We start from the raw sequence: 18143 nt of genomic DNA, 5'->3' as shown, positions 1-18143 counted from the left end.
TGATCTTGTCGGCATGGGCGTCTTGGCATCGCGGCCTGCGCCCTGTAATCCTGTAGCTTGCCTGTTACCCTAGGGAAAAGGGCAAGGTCATCAACCAAAACGCCGCGTCAGAGTTCCCGCCAATGTCCCAGACCACCAAATTGCTGATGCCCGACACCGAGGGCTTTGAGGATGCAGCAAGGACTCTGCACGCGGGGGGGCTTGTCGCCTTCCCGACCGAAACGGTCTATGGCCTTGGAGGCGATGCCCGCAACGATCATGCCGTTGCCCGGATATTCGAGGCCAAGGGGCGGCCAAGGTTCAATCCCCTGATCGTGCATGTCCCCGACGTCGAAACCGCCAAAACCTATGTCGAATGGGGCGATGCAGCCGACCGCCTGGCAAGCGCTTTTTGGCCCGGGCCGCTGACGCTCGTGTTGCCGCTCAAATCCGATGCGGGGCTTTCACCGCTTGTTACCGCCGATCTGCCCACCGTGGCAATCCGCGTGCCGGCCCACGCGGTGGGCCGCGCATTGTTGAACGCCTTCGGCGGCCCGGTGGCCGCCCCCTCGGCCAATCCCTCGGGCCGGATCAGCCCGAGCGAGGCCGCGCATGTGGTCGCCGGTCTTTCCGGGCGGATCGAGGCCATTCTTGATGGTGGGGCCTGCGACGTGGGCGTGGAATCGACCATTCTCGGGCTGTCCGGCGCCCCGACGCTATTGCGTCCGGGCGGCTTGCCAGTGGAAGCATTGGAGCAAGCGCTAGGTGCCCCGCTGGCCCACCATGGCAAGGGCGACCCACTGACCGCGCCGGGGCAAATGACATCGCATTATGCCCCCGACGCCCGCGTGCGCCTTGATGTAACCGCCCCCAAGCCCGGCGAACGCCTGCTTGGGTTTGGCCCGGTGGACTGTACGCTGAACCTTTCGCGCGCCGGGGATCTGACCGAGGCTGCGGCCAATCTCTTTCACCACCTGCACGCTTTGGATGCCCAAGGCGACGGCCCGATCGCTGTCTCGCCCATTCCGCAAACGGGCCTTGGCCTTGCAATCAATGACCGGCTAAAGCGCGCCGCCGCCCCTCGGGACGCGTGAACGCAAAACAGGGCCCAAGCGGGCCCTGCCAAGAAACGTCATCAATCACAGGGATCACTGACAGCGCTTTTCGGCCTCTTCCACCGCTGCGGTATACCCCAGAAGCGAGAAGGTATCCTTCGTGGTCGTGCCCCGGCTTGACCGGGCGGTCAAAACGGCATCCGCCCCGCGTTTCATTGCCGCGATGATCTTGGCATCATCCGCCGTGCTGGCCGGCCATGCCCATTCGCCTTCGGTGAATAGCTCGTATTCCTGCCCGCCGATATCCAAGTTCACAGTCGATCCGCTGGCAAAGGGATAGCCGCCGGTGAAGGTCACCTGCCCTGTCACACCAGCGCCCGGGCGATAGAACGTCATCAGCAGAATATCGCCCCGGCGCACGGCCACGACCCGGCCATCGCGCGTGTTCACCGTTTCGGTGGGCGACGACACCGCCCAGCATTCCCGCGGGCTTTTATCTTCGAACACGCTCCAAGCGGTTTCAGCCGCCACTTGGTTGGTGCTTGACTCCTGTGCCACAGCTACGCCCGCCGCCAATACAAAGCCAGCGGTCGCAAAACCCCGTGCAATCCATGATACCATCTGTCCAGCCTCCAAGCTGTCCTTAGCCTCAATCTTCCTTGACCACCTGCATCCCTTTCCGGGATTGTCATTTTCGTGGTCTTTCCGTACTCGACATTGCAACAATAGCCTGAAACAGGCGAGACATGAAAGACAGAATTGGCGGAAAACCGCACAGATCTTTGCCCGGAGTACCCCATATGACCAATCCTGCCCCCCTTTGCGAAATCTGGCGTGGCCCCTTGGCCGAAAGCACGCACGTGGGCCATGCCGTGATCTGCGACGACACGGGCCAGATTGTCGAGGCATGGGGCGACCCCGGAAAAACCATCCTGCCGCGCAGTTCCGCCAAGATGCTACAGGCCCTGCCACTTATCGAAAGCGGGGCGGCCAAGGCCCATGGACTTTCCACGGAACAACTCGCGCTGGCCTGCGCCTCGCACAATGGTGCCGAGATTCACACCAGCCGCGTCACCCAATGGATAACCGGTCTTGGCCTGACCGATGATGACTTCCGCTGTGGTGCACATCTTCCCTTTGGAAAGGAAGAAAGCGAGGCGATGATCCGCTCGGGCGCAACACCCTGTCAGGTGCACAACAATTGCTCGGGCAAACACGCCGGGTTTCTGACACTGACCAAGCACATGGGCTGGGGTCCCGAATACGTGGAACCTGACCATCCGCTGCAAAAAGCCGCTCTCGAGGCCTTCGAGGAAGTGACAGGCGAAAAAAGCCCCGGTTTCGGGATCGACGGTTGCTCGGCCCCCAACTTCGCCACGACCATGCACGGCATGGCCCGCGCCATGGCGCGCTTTGCCTCGGCCAGCGAAGGGGCGAACGCGCGCCAATCCGCCGCCGTGCAGCTTTGGCAGGCCATGGTCAAGCACCCCGAACTGGTCGCTGGCGAAACCCGCGCCTGTACCGAATTGATGCGCGCCTGTTCTGAACCTGTAGCCCTTAAGACCGGGGCCGAAGGGTTTTTCATCGCCATTATTCCCGGCCGCAAACTGGGCATTGCGGTCAAGGCCGCCGATGGCGCGACGCGCGCCGCTGAATGCACAATTGCAGCACTTTTGGTCCGCCTTGGACTGCTGGAGGCCGAGCACCCGGCCGCCCTCAAGGTCATGAACGCCCCCATCAAGAACTGGCGCGGGATCGAAACCGGGCGAATCGTACCTGCCGCCGCGCTGCGATGATGCAGCCCAACGGAATTGCGTCCCAGGTTTTTCTGCAGGCACCGGATTTGTTGAAAATCCGCCGAAACCCTGCCCCGGCATGGGCGACAACCCGCTAAGTGCATGAAACTCGATGGAAAACGGCGGTTTAGCGCGCAGTTCGCAATGCGATTTCGGCCCATTTCCGCGCCATTCCCACTCTCACATCGACCAAGGGCGACATGGGGTTTGGTCATGCCCATGTTTGATTTTGCGAGGGTCGCAGTCGACCCCCGCGACCGAAATGTGAAACCAAAAAGGGAATATCTTTCATGACCAAGGAACTTCTTGCCACGACCTTCGCTCTGGCCCTGACCTTGCCCGCCGCAGCATTGGCAGAGAATGCCATGGATGCCGACGGCGACGGGATGGTGACAATGACCGAGTTCCAGGAAGCCATGCCAGACGCCGAAGCCGGCACATTCTCGCAGGCGGACACCGATGGCGACGGCGCATTGAACGCCGACGAAGTCGCCGCCGCAAAGGAAGCCGGCGTCCTTCCCTCAGAAGGCTAATATCCACCACTCACAACCGGGGCGCGCCGTCACCTGCGCGCCCCGGCGCTTGCGCAACGTCCTGTCTTGCCAAGCCCCCGGTTTTCTCCCACATTAAAAATGTTCTCAGGGCGGGGTGGAATTCCCCACCGGCGGTAAGGGGCCACGCGCCCCAAGCCCGCGAGCGGCCCTTGGCAACAAGCCCGAGGGTGTCAGCAGATCTGGTGCGATTCCAGAGCCGACGGTCATAGTCCGGATGGAAGAGAACGCCGGGAAAGGGCCGCCTTTGCGCCCTCCTCCTGTCGTGCTGCGCCTTGGGTGATTTGTGTCGACAGCTACAGGAGAAAACCCGATGACACACACCCGATATGCCTTCATCAAAGCCAACTGGCACGCCGATATCGTCGACCGTGCCCTGGATGGGTTTTGCGAGGTGATCCCCGAAAATCAGGTCGATGTTTTCGACGCCCCCGGCGCGTTCGAGATGCCGTTGCTGGCCCGCGACCTGGCGCAGACAGGCCGCTTTGCGGCCGTGGCCTGTGCTGCATTCGTTGTGGATGGTGGCATCTACCGCCATGATTTCGTTGCGCAATCCGTGGTGGATGGGTTGATGCGGGCCGGATTGGACAGCGGCGTGCCGGTCTTGTCGGTCTCGCTAACGCCGCATCAATATCAGGAAACCGAACACCACAACGCGATTTACCGCGCACATTTCGTCGAAAAAGGGCGCGAGGCGGCGCAGGCCGCGCTGATGATCGGCAAAACCCGGACGTCCATGGCGGCTTGATATCCAAGCCTTGGTAAAGATTTGTTAACCATGCCCCGCTCAGGCTGGGGCATGCGTTATGCCGTTCTTTTCACCCTTGGCCTTTTGGCCGCCTGCGACACGCCAAGTCCGGCCTTTCACGGTGTGCCGGCGCATCGCGTTACCGTGGGCGGCAGCGATTTCACCATTCGCGTCAAAGGATTACGGGCCGAGGCCATTCGCACCAATCCGCAATGGGCCCCGCGCATGGCGGCCACAGCCCCACAGGGTGTTGCGGCCATTGAAGCCGTCAGCGGTTGTCGCGTGGCCAGGATGACAGGCGATCAAGCGATAATGCAGGCGCGCCTGGATTGCGGCGACGGCCCGCCCCCTGCCGCGTTGTTCCCGCTCGAGCTGGAATGTGAGGCCTATGAAATCGACACGGGTTATGGCGCCTTGGACTGTCGGCCCTACCCCTGATCAAGGCGTTGCCGCATCTTTTCTGGCCACGGCAATTCGCGCGCGGGCAGAGTTGGAACGCGGCATCCAGAGCCCCCGGTCAATCGCCTCTTGCAGCCTTTCGGCCATCTCGCGCAGGGCCGGGGCGTTGTGTTCGGCGATGAACTCGCGGGTGTCATCATCTTCCAGAAACGCCGCCTCGACCATATCGAAATGGTGGCTGCGCACGGCCCCGGTGGTGGCGGCGAAGGCGAAGAGGTAATCAACGGTCGCCGCCATCTCGAACGCGCCCTTGTAGCCGTGGCGCTTCACGCCTTCGATCCACTTGGGGTTCACCACGCGCGAACGGACAACGCGGCCAATCTCATCCTCCAAAGTACGGATCACCGGGCGTTCCGGGCGGGAATGGTCGTTGTGATAGATCGGGCGGTCCTGCCCCTGAAGGGTGCTGACCGCCGCCGCGGCGCCGCCTTCGAATTGATAGTAATCATCCGAATCCAACAGGTCGTGTTCGCGGTTATCCTGGTTCTGCACGATCGCTTCGGTCTGGCGCAGGCGGGTTTCAAACCCCTCGCGGTCGGCGCGGCCTTCGTCGCCCGCGCCATAGGCGTAACTGCCCCATGTCAGGTAGGCCTCGGCCAGATCGGATTTATCGGCCCAGAGCCGTTCGTCAATCATTGCCTGAAGCCCCGCGCCATAGGCCCCCGGTTTCGCGCCATAGACGCGGGGGGTGGTGCCATCGGCCTTGGCACGGGCGGCGGCGGGGTTGAGGTCTTCGGGTTCGTCAAGGGCCTGCACGGCGCGCGCGGCGCTGTCGAACAGCGAAATGAGTTGCGGGAAGGCATCGCGGAAAAAGCCCGAGATACGCAGGGTCACGTCCACGCGCGGGCGGCCCAACACGCCTTGGGGCAGCACTTCAAAGCCCGTCACGCGACGGTTGGCAGTGTCCCATTTGGGTTTGACGCCCATCAGCGCCATGGCCTGTGCGATGTCATCGCCGCCGGTGCGCATATTGGCGGTGCCCCAAGCCGTCAGAAGCATGGTACGGGGCCAATCGCCATGGGTTTGCAGGTGCTTTTCAATCAGCATATTGGCCGATTTCCAGCCCAACGCCCAAGCGGTGGGGGTGGGCACGGCGCGGCTGTCGACGGAAAAGAAGTTGCGCCCGGTGGGCAGGGTATCGAGCCGCCCACGGGTGGGCGCGCCCGAGGGGGCGGGGGCGACGAACCGGCCTGCAAGGGCGGTGAGAAGCCCGCGCCCTTCATCGGGGCCGCAGGCGCGGAGCGTGGGGCGTACGGTGCTTTCCGCATGGTCCATCACGGCGCGGCTTATCGGGCCCGGCGGGCCATCTTCGCCACTCAGCAGGCGCGAGGCCAGCTCTTCCAGCCGTTCGACGGTGTCGCCGTGGCTGCGCCATGGGGCGCTGTCCACGGAGTGCAGCAAATCGGGGGTTGGCCCGGTCCACGGCGCGGCCATGTCGCAATCGAGCGGGTCAAAGCCAAGGGCCAGATCCTCGGCCAGCGCGCGGATGATCGAGGCATCGCCGCCCTGCCCCTGCCCGCGCGGCACACGCAGGAGGGCTTGCAGCAGGTCGCGTTCCTGCACGCCGGTGGGCGATTGACCAAAGATGTGCAACCCGTCGCGAATTTGCGCCTCTTTCAACTCGCACAGGTAGGCGTCAAGCTTGGCCAGATCGGTTTCCTCATCCTCGCCCGACAACCCTGCGTCCTTGTCCAGCCCCGTGGCGGAAGTGAGCGTGAGGATTTCACGGCGCAAATGATCGATCCGCCGGGGATCGACGCCGGCGGCCTCGTAATATTCATCAACCAGCGCTTCGAGGTCTTTCATCGGCCCGTAGGTTTCGGCGCGGGTAAGCGGCGGGGTCAGGTGATCGATGATCACCGCCTGCGCGCGTCGCTTGGCCTGTGTGCCTTCGCCCGGGTCGTTGACGATGAAGGGGTAGACATGCGGCATGGGGCCGAACACCGCCTCGGGCCAGCACTCTTGCGACAGGGCCAGCGCCTTGCCCGGCAGCCATTCGAGGTTGCCGTGCTTGCCCATGTGCACGATGGCCTGCGCCCGGAACTGGTGCCGAAGCCAGGAATAGAAGGCCAGGTAGTTATGCGGCGGCACCAGATCGGGGGAATGGTAGGTATCGGTCGGGTCGATGTTATAGCCGCGCGCCGGTTGGATGCCGACGACCACCTTGCCGAATTCCAGAACGGACAGGGCGAAATGCCCGCAATCCACCTCTCCGGGGCAATAGAACGGATCGGCCTCGGGCGGGCCCCAGCGGCGTTCCATCGCCTCCCGCATTTCCCAGGGCAGTTGCCCATAGTCGATCTGGTAATCGGCCATCGACAGGCGCACGCCCCCCTGCCGCACGGCGCGATCGGTGAGCCAGTTGGTCGGTCCAGCCATGACCGCCTGCATCAGCGCGTCACTGTCCTGCGGGGCATTGCGAATGTCGTATCCCGCCTCTTGCAGCAACTTGAGGGCGTGGACCGTGCCAGCGGGGGTGTCGAGACCCACGCCATTGGCGAGGCGGCCATCCTTGTTGGGATAGTTGGCCAGCACCAGCGCCACTTTGCGGTTGGGTTCCGGCGTGGCGCGGAGTTTGGCCCAGTTGGCGGCCAGTTGCGCGACGAACTCCACCCGGTCGCCTTGGGCGCGGTAGGTGGCGATGGGGCATTCGGTGGCCTCGTCGAAGAAGGCTTCGCCCTTGAAGCTGATGGCGCGCGACAGGATGCGGCCATCGACCTCGGGCAAGGCCACGTTCATCGCGATGTCGCGGGCCGAGAGGCCGGTGAGGCCCTCGGCCCATGCTTCCTCGGATGACCCGGCGAGGACCACTTGAAAGATGGGGGCCGCTTGGGCGGCGGCCATGGTGAGGGGATTTTCGGGGCTATCCTCGCCTTGGTGGGGGGAGCCGACGGCGAAGGAGGTGCAGTTGAGGATCACCGAAGGCGGGGCGGCGGTGAAGAGATGCTCAAGCGTGGCGGTCGAGACCGGATCCTTGAGCGAGGCCACGAAGATGGGCAGCGGGCTGAGGCCCTGCCGCAGCAGCGATTTGACCAGACGGTTGATCGGGTTGAGGCCCGCGCCCTGCACCAGCGCGCGGTAGAAGATGAGGGGGACGACGGGTTGACCGGCGGTCCATGCCTCTTGCGCCGCCGAGAGGTCGGCCACGCCTGCGCCGGGCCAGTAGACACCGGCGCGCAAGAGGGGGCTGGCCCCCATGGGCGTCTCACCGCCCTCCAGCATGGCGCGGGTGTAGGCGAGGAAGTTCGTGGCGTTCTCAGGCCCGCCTTCGACGAGATAGGCCCAAAGCGCGTCGTAATCTTCGTCCGAGACGGTAGAAAGCGCGCGCAATTCGGCATCGGGTTTGTCGTCGCCGGGCAGGAGGGCCAGCGGAACACCGGCCTCATGGCACCGGGCCGCGTATTGTTCGGCCCCGTATTTCCAATAGCCCATGCCGCCCAAGACCCGCGCCACCACCAGCCGCGATTTCGTGGCGCAATCATCAAGGTGCAGGTCCACTGACATCGGGTGGTTAAGGTGGGTCAGATTGGCCAGCCGCAAGCCCGGCGCACCCTCCATTTCCGAGCGCGCAGCGCTGAGCGCGGCCAGTTCCGTATCGGCGGCCGAGATAAAGATGACGTCGGCGGGCGTCTGGCCCAAATCGACAGCGTCGCTGCCATCGTCGATGGCCCCGGGGGTCGCGGCGAGGAGGTGCATCAGGATCGGGCCTTGTGCTTGGGGCGCGTGGCACGCCATTGGGTATTTTTGCCAAGAAAAAGCATATCGGGCGGGTTTAGACCAAGGGCTTTTCCATGAAAACACTGGTCTGGTTCGGGCGGTAGTCGCCGAATATGCCCCGGCGGATGAAACCATGACGGGTATAAAGACGCATGGCGGCCTGAAGGGTCTCGGCGGTCTCAAGCCGCAGGGCGGGGAGCCCCTGTGCGCGGGCCTCATCCTCGATGGCGCGCAAAAGGGCAGCAGCCACACCGCGGCCACGCGCGGCGGGTGTGGTGAACATGGATTTCACCTCGCCATAGCCCTCCATGATCGCAAGCGCGCCGGTGCCCAAGGTTTCATCCCCCCGGCGCGCGGCGAAAAAGCGGATGCTGTCGCCGCTGAGCGCATCGAGATCGAGGAAATAATTCTCCTCGGGCTCAAAAAGATCGCGCATCAGGGCGTGGCTGGCCTCAAGCACCGCACGCGGGCCCGGATCACGGGGATTGGCCGCCTCGACGATCAGCATCAGGCCGAGAGCGCCGCCTCGATCGCGGCGCGGTCGAGGCCCGATTGACCGATGACCACCAGCCGGGTTTCGCGCGCCTCATCCCCGGCAAAGGGGCGGTCGAAGTAACTGTCGACGCGGGGGCCGACAGCCTGCAGCGTCAGGCGCATGGGTTTGCCGGATACCGCCGCAAAGCCCTTGAGGCGCAGGATGTCATGAGCGCGGATCACATCGGCCACCTGTTGGGCAAAGCCCGCCGGGTCGGTGATCTCGGGGCGGGTGACGACGAAGCTTTCGAAATCGTCGTGATCGTGGTGGTGGTGATCGTGGTCATGATCATCGTCGTGGTGGTGATGGTGGTGTACCTCGTGCCGGGCCTCCATATCGCCTTCGGCCCCCACGCCTTGGCCCAGAAGCACATCGACCGGCAGCGCGCCCATGGTGGATTTGACCACCTGCACGCCATCTCGGCTTTCGGTTTTCAGTTTGCCAACAAGCGCCTCGGCCTCGTCGCCCTCCAGTAAGTCGGATTTATTGACCACGATCATATCGGCGCAGGCGACCTGATCGGCGAAAAGTTCCGAGAGCGGCGTTTCATGGTCGAGGTTTTCATCCTGCGCGCGCTGTGCATCGACGGCCGCCACGTCATGCGCAAAACGCCCTTCCGAGACAGCCTTGCCATCGACCACGGTGACCACGCCATCGACGGTAACGCGGGTGGAAATCTCGGGCCAGTTGAAGGCGCGCACCAAGGGTTGCGGCAGGGCAAGGCCCGAAGTTTCGATCACGATGTGATCGGGGGCATTCTCACGGTCCAGCAGTTTTTCCAGCGTCGGCACGAAGTCTTCGGCCACGGTGCAACAGATACAGCCGTTGGAAAGCTCCATCACGTCATCTTCGGCGCAACCTTCGATGCCGCAGCCCTTGAGGATACCGCCATCGACCCCCAGGTCGCCGAATTCGTTGATAATAAGCGCGATGCGCTTGCCGTTTGCATTTTCCAGCATGTGGCGGATCAGGGTGGTTTTCCCGGCGCCCAGAAAACCGGTGACGACGGTGGCAGGGATCTTGGCAGGCATTGGCAGGCTCCTTCTCAGGCTTGCGTGGGCGGTGGCGCTGTCTTACTCCGCTAAGGGAAAGGACAGCGGCATGCACCGGATCGTGGTTTGTTCAACATGTGAATGCGGCAGCGGGCCGGGCTTTGCCAAGGCGCTGCGGGCGGAAATTGCGGCACGGGGGCTGGAGTTCGAGGTGCAGGAACATGCCTGCATGTCGAATTGCGCCAATCCTTTGTCGGTGGCCTTTAGTGCGCCGGGCAAGGCCACGTATCTGTTTGGCGGAATCGAGGCCGAGGGCGATTTGGCCGATGCCATGGGGTTCGCCCGGATATACGCCGAAAGCCCCGATGGCTGGATCGAGGATGCGCGGCCCGCCGGGCGGTTGCGCTTTTGCCTTCTGGGGCGGGTTCCGGCGTAAGGGATCATTCGATCACCAGTTCGATCGTCGTCTCAATCGGCTCACCGCCGATGGCCAATTGACCGTGGTCATTCGCATTGAGCGTGACGCGGATCTCATGCGTGCCGATGGGCAGGGCATTCAACTGCACCCAAGGGCTATAGGCGCGCGGTTGTTTGATGCCGTTGATATAGACATGGGCGTGACCGTGGCCGGGTTTGTGCGGGCCATTCACACCTTCGGGGTCGAAGGTGAAATTGGTAGTCTCGATATGCAGGTTGCGGCTTTGATCGCTGTCGGGGTGGATGCTGAGCGCCAGGCTTGGCGCAGGTGTGCCCGCCTCGATCAGTTTGGAATGATCGTGGTCCGACATATCCCCTCCCCCGTGGTCATGGGCGGCGTGATCATGCGACGCGGTCCCATGCTCATGCCCTTCCAGTTCCGCGCCAGTCCCGGCGGCGACCAGAAAGCCAAAGCCGGTACCGAAGAACAAGCCCATCAAAAGGAAAATGAAATTGCGGGGCATCCCCGATCTCCCGTTATCAGTGGGCCACCGGCAGCAATCAAGCCTGCCGATGGCCGTGTCGTTACGCCGTGGCGCTTTCGCGGCGCCAGAAGTAGCCGGCAAAGAGACCCAACAGCCCCCACGCAAACAGCCCGACACCAAGCGCCCGCGAAGCAAAGAGCGCCGCGATCTCCGGCGGAACCGGACCGGAAAATTCATCCGGGTGCGGCGCACCGATGATATGCGGCGCCAGTAACAAAACCGCGGCCACACCCCACATCACCATGCCGTTGCCGAAGGCGATCAGCCCAAGGCCCAGGACCGTGGCGGCAACCGCACCCCACCACCAGACCTGCCGCGCGGCGACATCGGCGGCGGCAACGCCGGGCACTTCGGGCGGCAGGGAAATCGCGGGCGCGAAGTGGAACGCGACGAACCCGGCCAGGCCCCAGATGATGCCGTTGCGCGCATTGATGGCGATACCACGCTCATCGGCCAGCGCCATCGCCCCGATCAGAAGCAAGGCATAGCCCACGTAGATCAGGACAGTGAACAGGATGCTCAGCCCGTCGCGCATGGCATCGAAGCCCGGCAATTCGGGATGTGCGCTTATCGCCTCTCCACCGAAATGCACAAGGTCGCCCCCTTCGTAAAGCTCGGCATGAAGCAGAACCGGCTGCACGAAAACGAACTGCAACGCGGCCGCAAGCAGCCCCGCGCAGAATCCAGCGAACAACGCGCTGGTCAGGATTTTTTGAAACATGGCTTAGTGGCAGGGAAAGCCGGTTGCGTGGCGCACGTCATGCGCGGCGTCATGCAGCGTCGCGGCCTGAACGTGCCCGGCAACGGTGATGATGCCAAAGCCCAGAACAATCGCCGAAACAACCGAAAGAAGGGTGGATTTGCTTACGGTTTGAACCAATGCAGTCATGGTCATTTCTCCTTTTTCGCCTCTCACCCGAGGCGGGGTTTCACATGCAAAGGCTGGTCTCCTGGCTTGCGGGTCATCGCCTCGCTGCCGCCTTCCCGGGTCCTGTCAGATCCAGTGGCATAATGGCAGGGGACTCTCCGCTTACAGTCGCGGGGGCGGCTGACGAATTGGTGCCCTGTTTGGGTCCACCGTCACGTCATTCCCAATTTTTCCCAAAGCGCTTTGCGCCCATGCGGGAACCTTTACACCGATTTGTATGGCCGTCGCGTCCCGATCCGTCAAGGCGGTTTCCGACGCGATGAAAGGCAGGCGCGCCATGGCGACCGCATTGGTTTCAATCCGAAGATGAAAGAGAATCGGCAGCGCAAATCGGGGCTTGGGATGGTAGAACATCACCCCGCCATGGGCAGTGAATCGCCCAAACCAATCGAAATCTGCGCATATCTTGTGGATAACCCACCCCGGAACGCCATATAAAGGGGTTCTGCATTGACAGACAGCACAAGCGCCCGTCACATTTCCTGTCAGACGGAATCATCCCGCCCGAGGTGCCCTTGCAGTTTTCCAAGCTCAGATTGACAGGCTTCAAAAGCTTCGTGGACCCCACCGACCTTTTCATCGCCGACGGGCTGACAGGGGTTGTGGGGCCGAATGGCTGTGGCAAGTCGAACCTGCTTGAGGCGCTGCGCTGGGTCATGGGGGAAAACCGGCCCAAGGCGATGCGCGGTGGCGGCATGGAGGACGTGATCTTTGCCGGGGCGGCCTCGCGTCCCGCGCGCAACTTTGCCGAGGTGTCGATCCATATCGACAATTCCGACCGGCTGGCGCCTTCGGGGTTCAACGACAGCGATCACCTTGAAATCGTTCGCCGCATCACCCGCGATGTGGGCAGTGCCTATAAGGTGAACGGCAAGGATGTACGCGCCCGAGACGTGCAGATGCTCTTTGCCGATGCCTCCACCGGGGCGCATTCCCCCGCACTGGTCCGGCAGGGGCAGATCAGTGAATTGATCAACGCCAAACCCAAGGCACGCCGCCGTATCCTTGAAGAAGCCGCAGGGATTTCCGGCCTCTATCAGCGCCGTCACGAGGCGGAATTGAAGCTCAAGGGCGCGGAACAAAACCTTGCCCGCGTCGATGACGTGATCGAACAACTGGCAGGCCAACTGGCGCAACTAGCTCGCCAAGCCAAACAAGCCGCCCGCTACCGCGCGATTGGCGAGGACTTACGGCAGGCCGAGGGGCTTTTGCTGTATCGTCGCTGGAAAGAGGCCGACGAGGCCCGCGCCCGTGCAGAAGAGGAATTGCGCGAGCGGACCACCGCCGCGTCACAAGCCGAAGCAGCGGCGCGCGAGGCGGTCAAGGCCCGCGCCAAGGCCGAAGATGCCCTGCCCCCCCTGCGCGAGGAAGAGGCGATTGCGGCGGCGGTTCTGCAACGCCTTCAGGTGCAGCGCGATACCCTCAACGACCAAGAGGAAAACGCCCGCGCCCGGATCGAGACCCTGCAAAACCGCATCGAACAGCTTACCCGCGACATGGACCGCGAGTCGGGCCTGAACCGCGACGCGGGCGAAACCATCGAACGGCTGGAATGGGAGGCCCGCGAACTGGCCAAGGCCGGCGAAGGGCATGACGAAAAGCTGGCCAATGCCGCCGAGGCCGCGCGCGAGGCCGCGCAAGTCTTGCAGGATCGCGAAACGCAACTTTCGGAACTGACCGAGGATGTGGCCCGCCTTGCCGCACGCCACCAATCGGCGCAGCGTTTGGTCTCGGACAGCCGCAAAACCCTTGAGAAAAGCGAGGCCGAGGCCGCCCGCGCACGGCAAGCCGCCGAAGCCGCGCAAAACGCTTTGGACCAAGCAGGGCGTGACCACGACGAAGCGAAGGCCGCAGAGACCGCTGCGGTCGAAACCGCGCAGGCCGCCGAAGAGGCCCTGAACAGGGCCGAAGAGGCGCGCTCGGAAACCCAATCGCGTGAAACCACCGCGCGCGCCGAACGCTCGGAGGCCGAGGGCGAGGTCAACGCGCTGTCCGCCGAGGTCACAGCACTGGCCAAACTGGTGGATCGCGACACCGCCGAGGGCGGGCAGATCCTGGACCGTCTGCAGGTAGAGCAAGGCTTTGAAAAGGCACTTGGCGCGGCCTTGGCCGATGATCTGCGCGCGCCCGAGGTTGAGGGCGACGGGCCTTCGGGCTGGATGGTGCTACCCGGCTATCAAACGGATCAAACCCTGCCCGAGGGTGTGACCGCGCTAAATCAGCATGTCTCGGTCCCCGAGGTTTTGTCGCGCCGCATGTCGCAGATCGGTTTGGTCGATCCTGACGATGGGCCACGCCTGCAACCGCTTCTGAAACCCGGTCAGCGGCTGGTAACCCGCGAGGGGGATTTGTGGCGTTGGGATGGCTATCGGGCATGGGCCGAAGATGCGCCCTCGGCGGCGGCCCTGCGCCTTCAACAGCTTAACCGTCTGGAAGAGTTGAAACAGGAATTGGCCCGCGCCACCGCCCGCGCCGAAGGGGCAGTACAGGCGCATGACACCCTGCGCGCGAAACTGGCGGAATTGACCGAGGCCGACCGCACCGCGCGCGAGGTCCGCCGGGCGGCGGATGCCGAGATGAACCAAGCCAACCGCGCGCTCAGCCGCGCCGAGGCGGATCGCAACCTTGCGCAATCCAAGCTGGAATCGATGGGCCTTGCCGTGACCCGCCATGAGGAAGAGGCGCTTACCGCACGCAAGCAATTGTCCGAGGCCGAGGCGGGCCTGCAAGGCTTGGGTGATCTGGAGGCCGCACGGGCCGATGTCGAAGACGTCAAGATGACGGTCGAAGCCGCGCGGATGACCATGATGGCCAAACGCTCGGCCCATGACGAAACCCGCCGCGAGGGCGAGGCCCGCACCCGCCGGTCACAGGAAGTCACCAAGGAAATCAGCGGCTGGCGTCACCGCCTTGAGACCGCCGAAAAGCGCAGCGCCGAACTGGCCGAGCGCAAGGCCGCGTCCGAGGAAGAATTGACCGAGGCCAGCGCCAAGCCCGAGGAAATCGCCGCCCGCCGTGATGAGTTGGGCCTTGAGATCGACAAGGCCGAGGCGCGCCGCGCCGAAGCCGCCGACAAACTGTCGGCCGGGGAAAGTGCCGCGCGCGAAGCGGTAGCCGCCGAACGCGACTCCGAGCGCACAGCCTCCGAGGCGCGCGAGGCGCGGGCCCGCTCCGAGGCGCGCAGCGACGCCGCCCGCGAGGCCCGTGACCATGCTGCCGAGCGGATCGTCGAGGAACAAGACAGCACGCCCGAAAGCCTTTTGGAGCAACTGGGCGCCGACCCCGAGAAAATGCCCGCCTCCGAGTCGATCGAGGCGGATGTAAACCGCCTTAAACGGCAGCGCGATGCACTGGGCGCGGTGAACCTGCGGGCCGAGGAAGACGCCCGCGAGGTCGAGGAAGAGCACGGAACGCTTTTGTCCGAGAAAGAAGACTTGGAGGAGGCGATCAAGACCCTGCGCAACGGCATTGCCAGCCTCAACCGGGAAGGGCGCGAACGGTTGCTGACCGCCTTTGAGCAGGTGAACAGCAATTTCTCGATGCTGTTTACACATCTCTTTGGTGGCGGTGAGGCCAATCTGGTGATGGTCGAAAGCGACGATCCGCTGGATGCGGGGCTTGAGATCATGTGCCAGCCGCCGGGCAAGAAGCTGGCCACCCTGTCGCTTCTCTCAGGGGGCGAACAGACCCTGACCGCGCTTGCGTTGATCTTTGCGGTGTTCCTGGCCAACCCCGCGCCGATCTGTGTGCTGGATGAGGTGGACGCGCCTTTGGATGACGCCAACGTCGGGCGGTTCTGTGATTTGCTCGACGAGATGTGCCGCCGCACCGAAACCCGCTTCCTGATCATCACCCACCACGCCGTAACGATGAGCCGGATGGACCGCTTGTTCGGCGTGACCATGGCCGAACAAGGGGTGAGCCAACTGGTATCGGTTGACCTGAAGAAAGCCGAGTCGATGGTGGCTTAACCCGGCTTAACGGCTTGCGAAGAATTCGACCTTACTTCTGGTGTCGCCGCGACCCTTAGCGGCGAAAGGAGGTGAGGACACTGACCGAAAAACATTCCGAAAATGGATGGTTCTGCTGGCTGCGGCAACGCTGCTTATTGCAATCATCCGTCTTTGGATCGGGCGTTAAGCCCCTGAAAAACATTCCGATATGGCCATCATGATGGCAATTTCTTGCCAAAAAGTAAAGCACGCCACACCCTCGTGGTTAACGGCTTGCGAAGAATTTGACCTTACTTCTGGTGTCGCCGCGACCCTTCGCGGCGAAAGGAGGTGAGTGCCATAAGTGAACACCACTTTCAAAAGTGGATGGTTGCAATCGCGGTGGCGACACTGATCGTTGCGATCATCCGACTTTGGATCGGGCGTTAGGCCCCTGACAAAGAAAGACCCTGCGGAGGCGCAACTCCGCAGGGTCACGTGTTTGGCGAGTGCCATAAACACACTTTCGATATGGGTAATATGATGGGCATTTCTTACCAAAAAGTAAAGCGCACGGCGCTGGCTTGGTTAACACCGCCTGTCCCGCTTGGGTCACATGCGCGAGGGTTTGCCATCTGGTATCTCGACAGACCGGGCGCGGCGGGCTAGCACGTCAGGCAACACGTCAAACCAAGGTCTTCACCATGATCGCTCCCCGCGCCTTGCGTATCCTCTCGCTTCTGGCTTTTGGCCTTCTGGCGGCCTGCGCCCATGCCCCCGGCCCGAACGGCCCGCCCCCCGGCACCCCGCAGGATGTGGCGAAACTGGCGCAGGCCATTCGCCTGCTTGATCCGCAAGTCGACCCAGAAGAGGCGCAGCGCGCCGCACAGGTCACCTATGCCTATACCCACCAGTTGGCGCAGGAGTACCAGATCACCGATCCGCCCCTTATTCACAACACCAAGGTCAATATGGGGACCAAGCCGCGCGGGTTGTGCTGGCATTGGGCGCGGGATATCGAATTGCGCCTGCGCCGCGAAAACTTCCAAACGCTTGACCTGCACCGCGCCGTTGCCAACCACAACAACCTTTTGCTGGAACACTCCACCGCGATCATCAGCAGCAAAGGCGATAGCCTGCATGACGGGATCATCCTTGACCCGTGGCGGCAAGGGGGCGTGTTGTTCTGGACACCCACCCGCGAGGATGGGCGCTATACTTGGTATTCACGCGATCAGGTTTTGGCCGAGAAACTGGGCCATGACCGCTCGGTACGGTTTCTGACCTACGAGCCGGAACTAGAGACGGTTGAGTAACCCGGGCGTCGGCCAAGCATCGGCAGGCAGGCCCAGCTTTTGCTGCACATCCTGCACGGCGGCACGGGTGCCTGCGCCAAGGATACCATCAACCTTGCCCACGTCATAGCCGCGCGCGGCCAGCTTCTTTTGAAGCTGCTTCATCTGGTTGCCCGACAGCCCCGGCGCGGGGTTACCCGCGTCAAACACCGGCGCGCCCTGAAGGCGGTTGGCGAAATAGGCGGCGGTCAGGACGTAAGTAAAGCTTTGGTTCCACTCGAAATACACATGGAAATTCGGATAGGCGAGGAAGGCCGGCCCGCCGCGCCCTTGTGGCACGATCAGGTTTGCAGGCAACCCACCGGCAATTTGCCCATGCCGGGGCCGCACGCCCATCGCCGCCCACTCCGAGGCGCGCTTGGTGGTGCGCAGCCCGGTCAGCGACCAATCCATATCGGCGGGCACCGTCACCTCCTGCAACCAAGGCTCATTCGGGCGCCAGCCCAATGAACTGAGCATCTTGCCCCCCGACATCAGGGCATCGGGGGCCGAGGTTTTCAGGCGCACATGCCCATCACCATCGCCATCGACACCGTTTTCGATGATATCCTCGGGCAACATTTGCACCATCCCGATCTCCCCGGCCCAGGCACCGGTGGTGCGGGCGGGGTCGAAATCGCCGTGGGTATAAAGCTCAAGCGCGGCAAACACCTGTGGCCGGAACAATTCGGGGCGGCGGCAATCATGCGACAGTGTCACCAACGCGTTTAGCGTGTTGAAATCCCCCTGAAACGCGCCATAGTCGGTTTCAAAAGCCCAAAAAGCCAAAAGAACACCACGGTCAATTCCGTATGTCGCCTCGATCCGGTCAAAGACCGCATCGTACCGCTTGGCCATCTGGCGACCCTTGTTCAGGCGGCCCGAACTGATCAAGCGGCGGGCGAAATCGACGAAGGGCAGTTGGAACACCCCCTGCCGGCGGTCGGCCTTGATCACCGATGCATCGCGGCGCACAGGGGCAAAAAACCGATCCACCGTGCCCCGGTCAAAGCCGCGCGAGACGGCCTCGCCCTTCAGGTCATTCACGAAGCCCTGGAAACTGCCGCCGCAGGTTTGCGCCATGGCCCCGCCTGCCAGCATGATCAGGCCCGCCGTCATCGAAAGAAGTCGCATGGATATCCTCACTTGATCCGT

At 63.2% G+C, this 18143-nt stretch carries 16 protein-coding genes and 2 riboswitches; of the genes, 8 read left to right on the top strand and 8 right to left on the bottom strand.

Annotated features, from left to right (window positions below; genetic code table 11):
• The first annotated feature begins 122 nt into the window (after window positions 1-122).
• Window positions 123-1073, top strand: coding sequence for an L-threonylcarbamoyladenylate synthase (locus RBB32_RS04395; RefSeq protein WP_306151462.1), 951 nt, complete (start codon window positions 123-125; stop codon window positions 1071-1073).
• A gap of 54 nt (window positions 1074-1127) precedes the next feature.
• On the opposite strand, the gene RBB32_RS04390 is transcribed toward RBB32_RS04395, so the two are convergent.
• Entirely contained in the window at window positions 1128-1655 is a 528-nt protein-coding gene (locus RBB32_RS04390) for an invasion associated locus B family protein (RefSeq protein ID WP_306151461.1), read from the bottom strand.
• A 179-nt stretch (window positions 1656-1834) separates the two neighbouring features.
• Between RBB32_RS04390 and RBB32_RS04385 the strand changes: the two genes are divergently transcribed.
• The 4 genes from RBB32_RS04385 (at window position 1835) to RBB32_RS04370 (ending at window position 4567) form a co-directional block, all read left to right on the top strand.
• Window positions 1835-2830, top strand: a complete 996-nt coding sequence (locus tag RBB32_RS04385; RefSeq protein WP_306151460.1) for an asparaginase — start codon at window positions 1835-1837, stop codon at window positions 2828-2830.
• 290 nt (window positions 2831-3120) lie between these two features.
• Entirely contained in the window at window positions 3121-3363 is a 243-nt protein-coding gene (locus tag RBB32_RS04380) for an EF-hand domain-containing protein (protein ID WP_306151459.1), read from the top strand.
• Window positions 3364-3460: 97 nt separating this feature from the next.
• Window positions 3461-3614, top strand: a riboswitch (FMN riboswitch).
• A gap of 80 nt (window positions 3615-3694) precedes the next feature.
• Entirely contained in the window at window positions 3695-4129 is a 435-nt protein-coding gene (locus tag RBB32_RS04375) for a 6,7-dimethyl-8-ribityllumazine synthase (protein WP_306151458.1), read from the top strand.
• 30 nt (window positions 4130-4159) lie between these two features.
• Window positions 4160-4567, top strand: coding sequence for a hypothetical protein (locus RBB32_RS04370; protein WP_306151457.1), 408 nt, complete (start codon window positions 4160-4162; stop codon window positions 4565-4567).
• On the opposite strand, the gene cobN is transcribed toward RBB32_RS04370, so the two are convergent.
• From cobN to cobW, 3 genes are all read right to left on the bottom strand, one after another.
• The gene (gene cobN, locus RBB32_RS04365; RefSeq protein ID WP_306151602.1) at window positions 4568-8284 is read right to left on the bottom strand and encodes a cobaltochelatase subunit CobN; all 3717 of its coding nucleotides are present in this window, start codon (window positions 8282-8284) and stop codon (window positions 4568-4570) included.
• A gap of 76 nt (window positions 8285-8360) precedes the next feature.
• Entirely contained in the window at window positions 8361-8813 is a 453-nt protein-coding gene (locus RBB32_RS04360) for a GNAT family N-acetyltransferase (protein ID WP_306151456.1), read from the bottom strand.
• Window positions 8813-9871, bottom strand: coding sequence for a cobalamin biosynthesis protein CobW (gene cobW / locus RBB32_RS04355; RefSeq protein WP_306151455.1), 1059 nt, complete (start codon window positions 9869-9871; stop codon window positions 8813-8815). The genes RBB32_RS04360 and cobW overlap by 1 nt, the downstream gene beginning before the upstream one ends.
• A 70-nt stretch (window positions 9872-9941) precedes the next feature.
• Here cobW and RBB32_RS04350 point away from each other — a divergent pair, with 70 nt between their 5' ends.
• Window positions 9942-10268: a DUF1636 domain-containing protein gene (locus RBB32_RS04350; RefSeq protein ID WP_306151454.1), complete on the top strand. Its 327-nt coding sequence runs from the start codon at window positions 9942-9944 to the stop codon at window positions 10266-10268.
• A 4-nt stretch (window positions 10269-10272) separates the two neighbouring features.
• Here RBB32_RS04350 and RBB32_RS04345 read toward each other — a convergent pair whose 3' ends face one another.
• From RBB32_RS04345 to RBB32_RS04335, 3 genes are all read right to left on the bottom strand, one after another.
• Window positions 10273-10773 carry a hypothetical protein gene (locus RBB32_RS04345; protein WP_306151453.1) on the bottom strand — a complete coding sequence of 167 codons (501 nt, stop codon included), beginning with the start codon at window positions 10771-10773 and terminating at the stop codon, window positions 10273-10275.
• Between the two features lie 61 nt (window positions 10774-10834).
• Window positions 10835-11515, bottom strand: coding sequence for a CbtA family protein (locus RBB32_RS04340; protein WP_306151452.1), 681 nt, complete (start codon window positions 11513-11515; stop codon window positions 10835-10837).
• 3 nt (window positions 11516-11518) lie between these two features.
• Window positions 11519-11683, bottom strand: coding sequence for a CbtB domain-containing protein (locus tag RBB32_RS04335; RefSeq protein WP_306151451.1), 165 nt, complete (start codon window positions 11681-11683; stop codon window positions 11519-11521).
• Window positions 11684-11716: 33 nt separating this feature from the next.
• Window positions 11717-11942, bottom strand: a riboswitch (cobalamin riboswitch).
• Between the two features lie 295 nt (window positions 11943-12237).
• Between RBB32_RS04335 and smc the strand changes: the two genes are divergently transcribed.
• Both smc and RBB32_RS04325 read left to right on the top strand, forming a co-directional pair.
• A complete protein-coding gene (smc, locus tag RBB32_RS04330) occupies window positions 12238-15693 on the top strand; it encodes a chromosome segregation protein SMC (RefSeq protein ID WP_306151450.1) in 3456 nt (1151 codons plus the stop codon).
• Between the two features lie 665 nt (window positions 15694-16358).
• Complete coding sequence (locus RBB32_RS04325; protein WP_306151449.1) at window positions 16359-16970, top strand: hypothetical protein; 612 nt, start codon at window positions 16359-16361, stop codon at window positions 16968-16970.
• Here the strand turns inward: RBB32_RS04325 and RBB32_RS04320 are convergent.
• Window positions 16953-18122, bottom strand: a complete 1170-nt coding sequence (locus RBB32_RS04320) for a lytic murein transglycosylase (protein ID WP_306151448.1) — start codon at window positions 18120-18122, stop codon at window positions 16953-16955. The two genes, RBB32_RS04325 and RBB32_RS04320, sit on opposite strands and share 18 nt — an antisense overlap.
• Between the last annotated feature and the right edge of the window lie 21 nt (window positions 18123-18143).

The sequence above is a fragment of the Roseovarius sp. MMSF_3281 genome, from assembly GCF_030733685.1.
Classification (GTDB): domain Bacteria; phylum Pseudomonadota; class Alphaproteobacteria; order Rhodobacterales; family Rhodobacteraceae; genus Roseovarius.
This window is presented reverse-complemented; position numbering and strand designations above follow the sequence as displayed.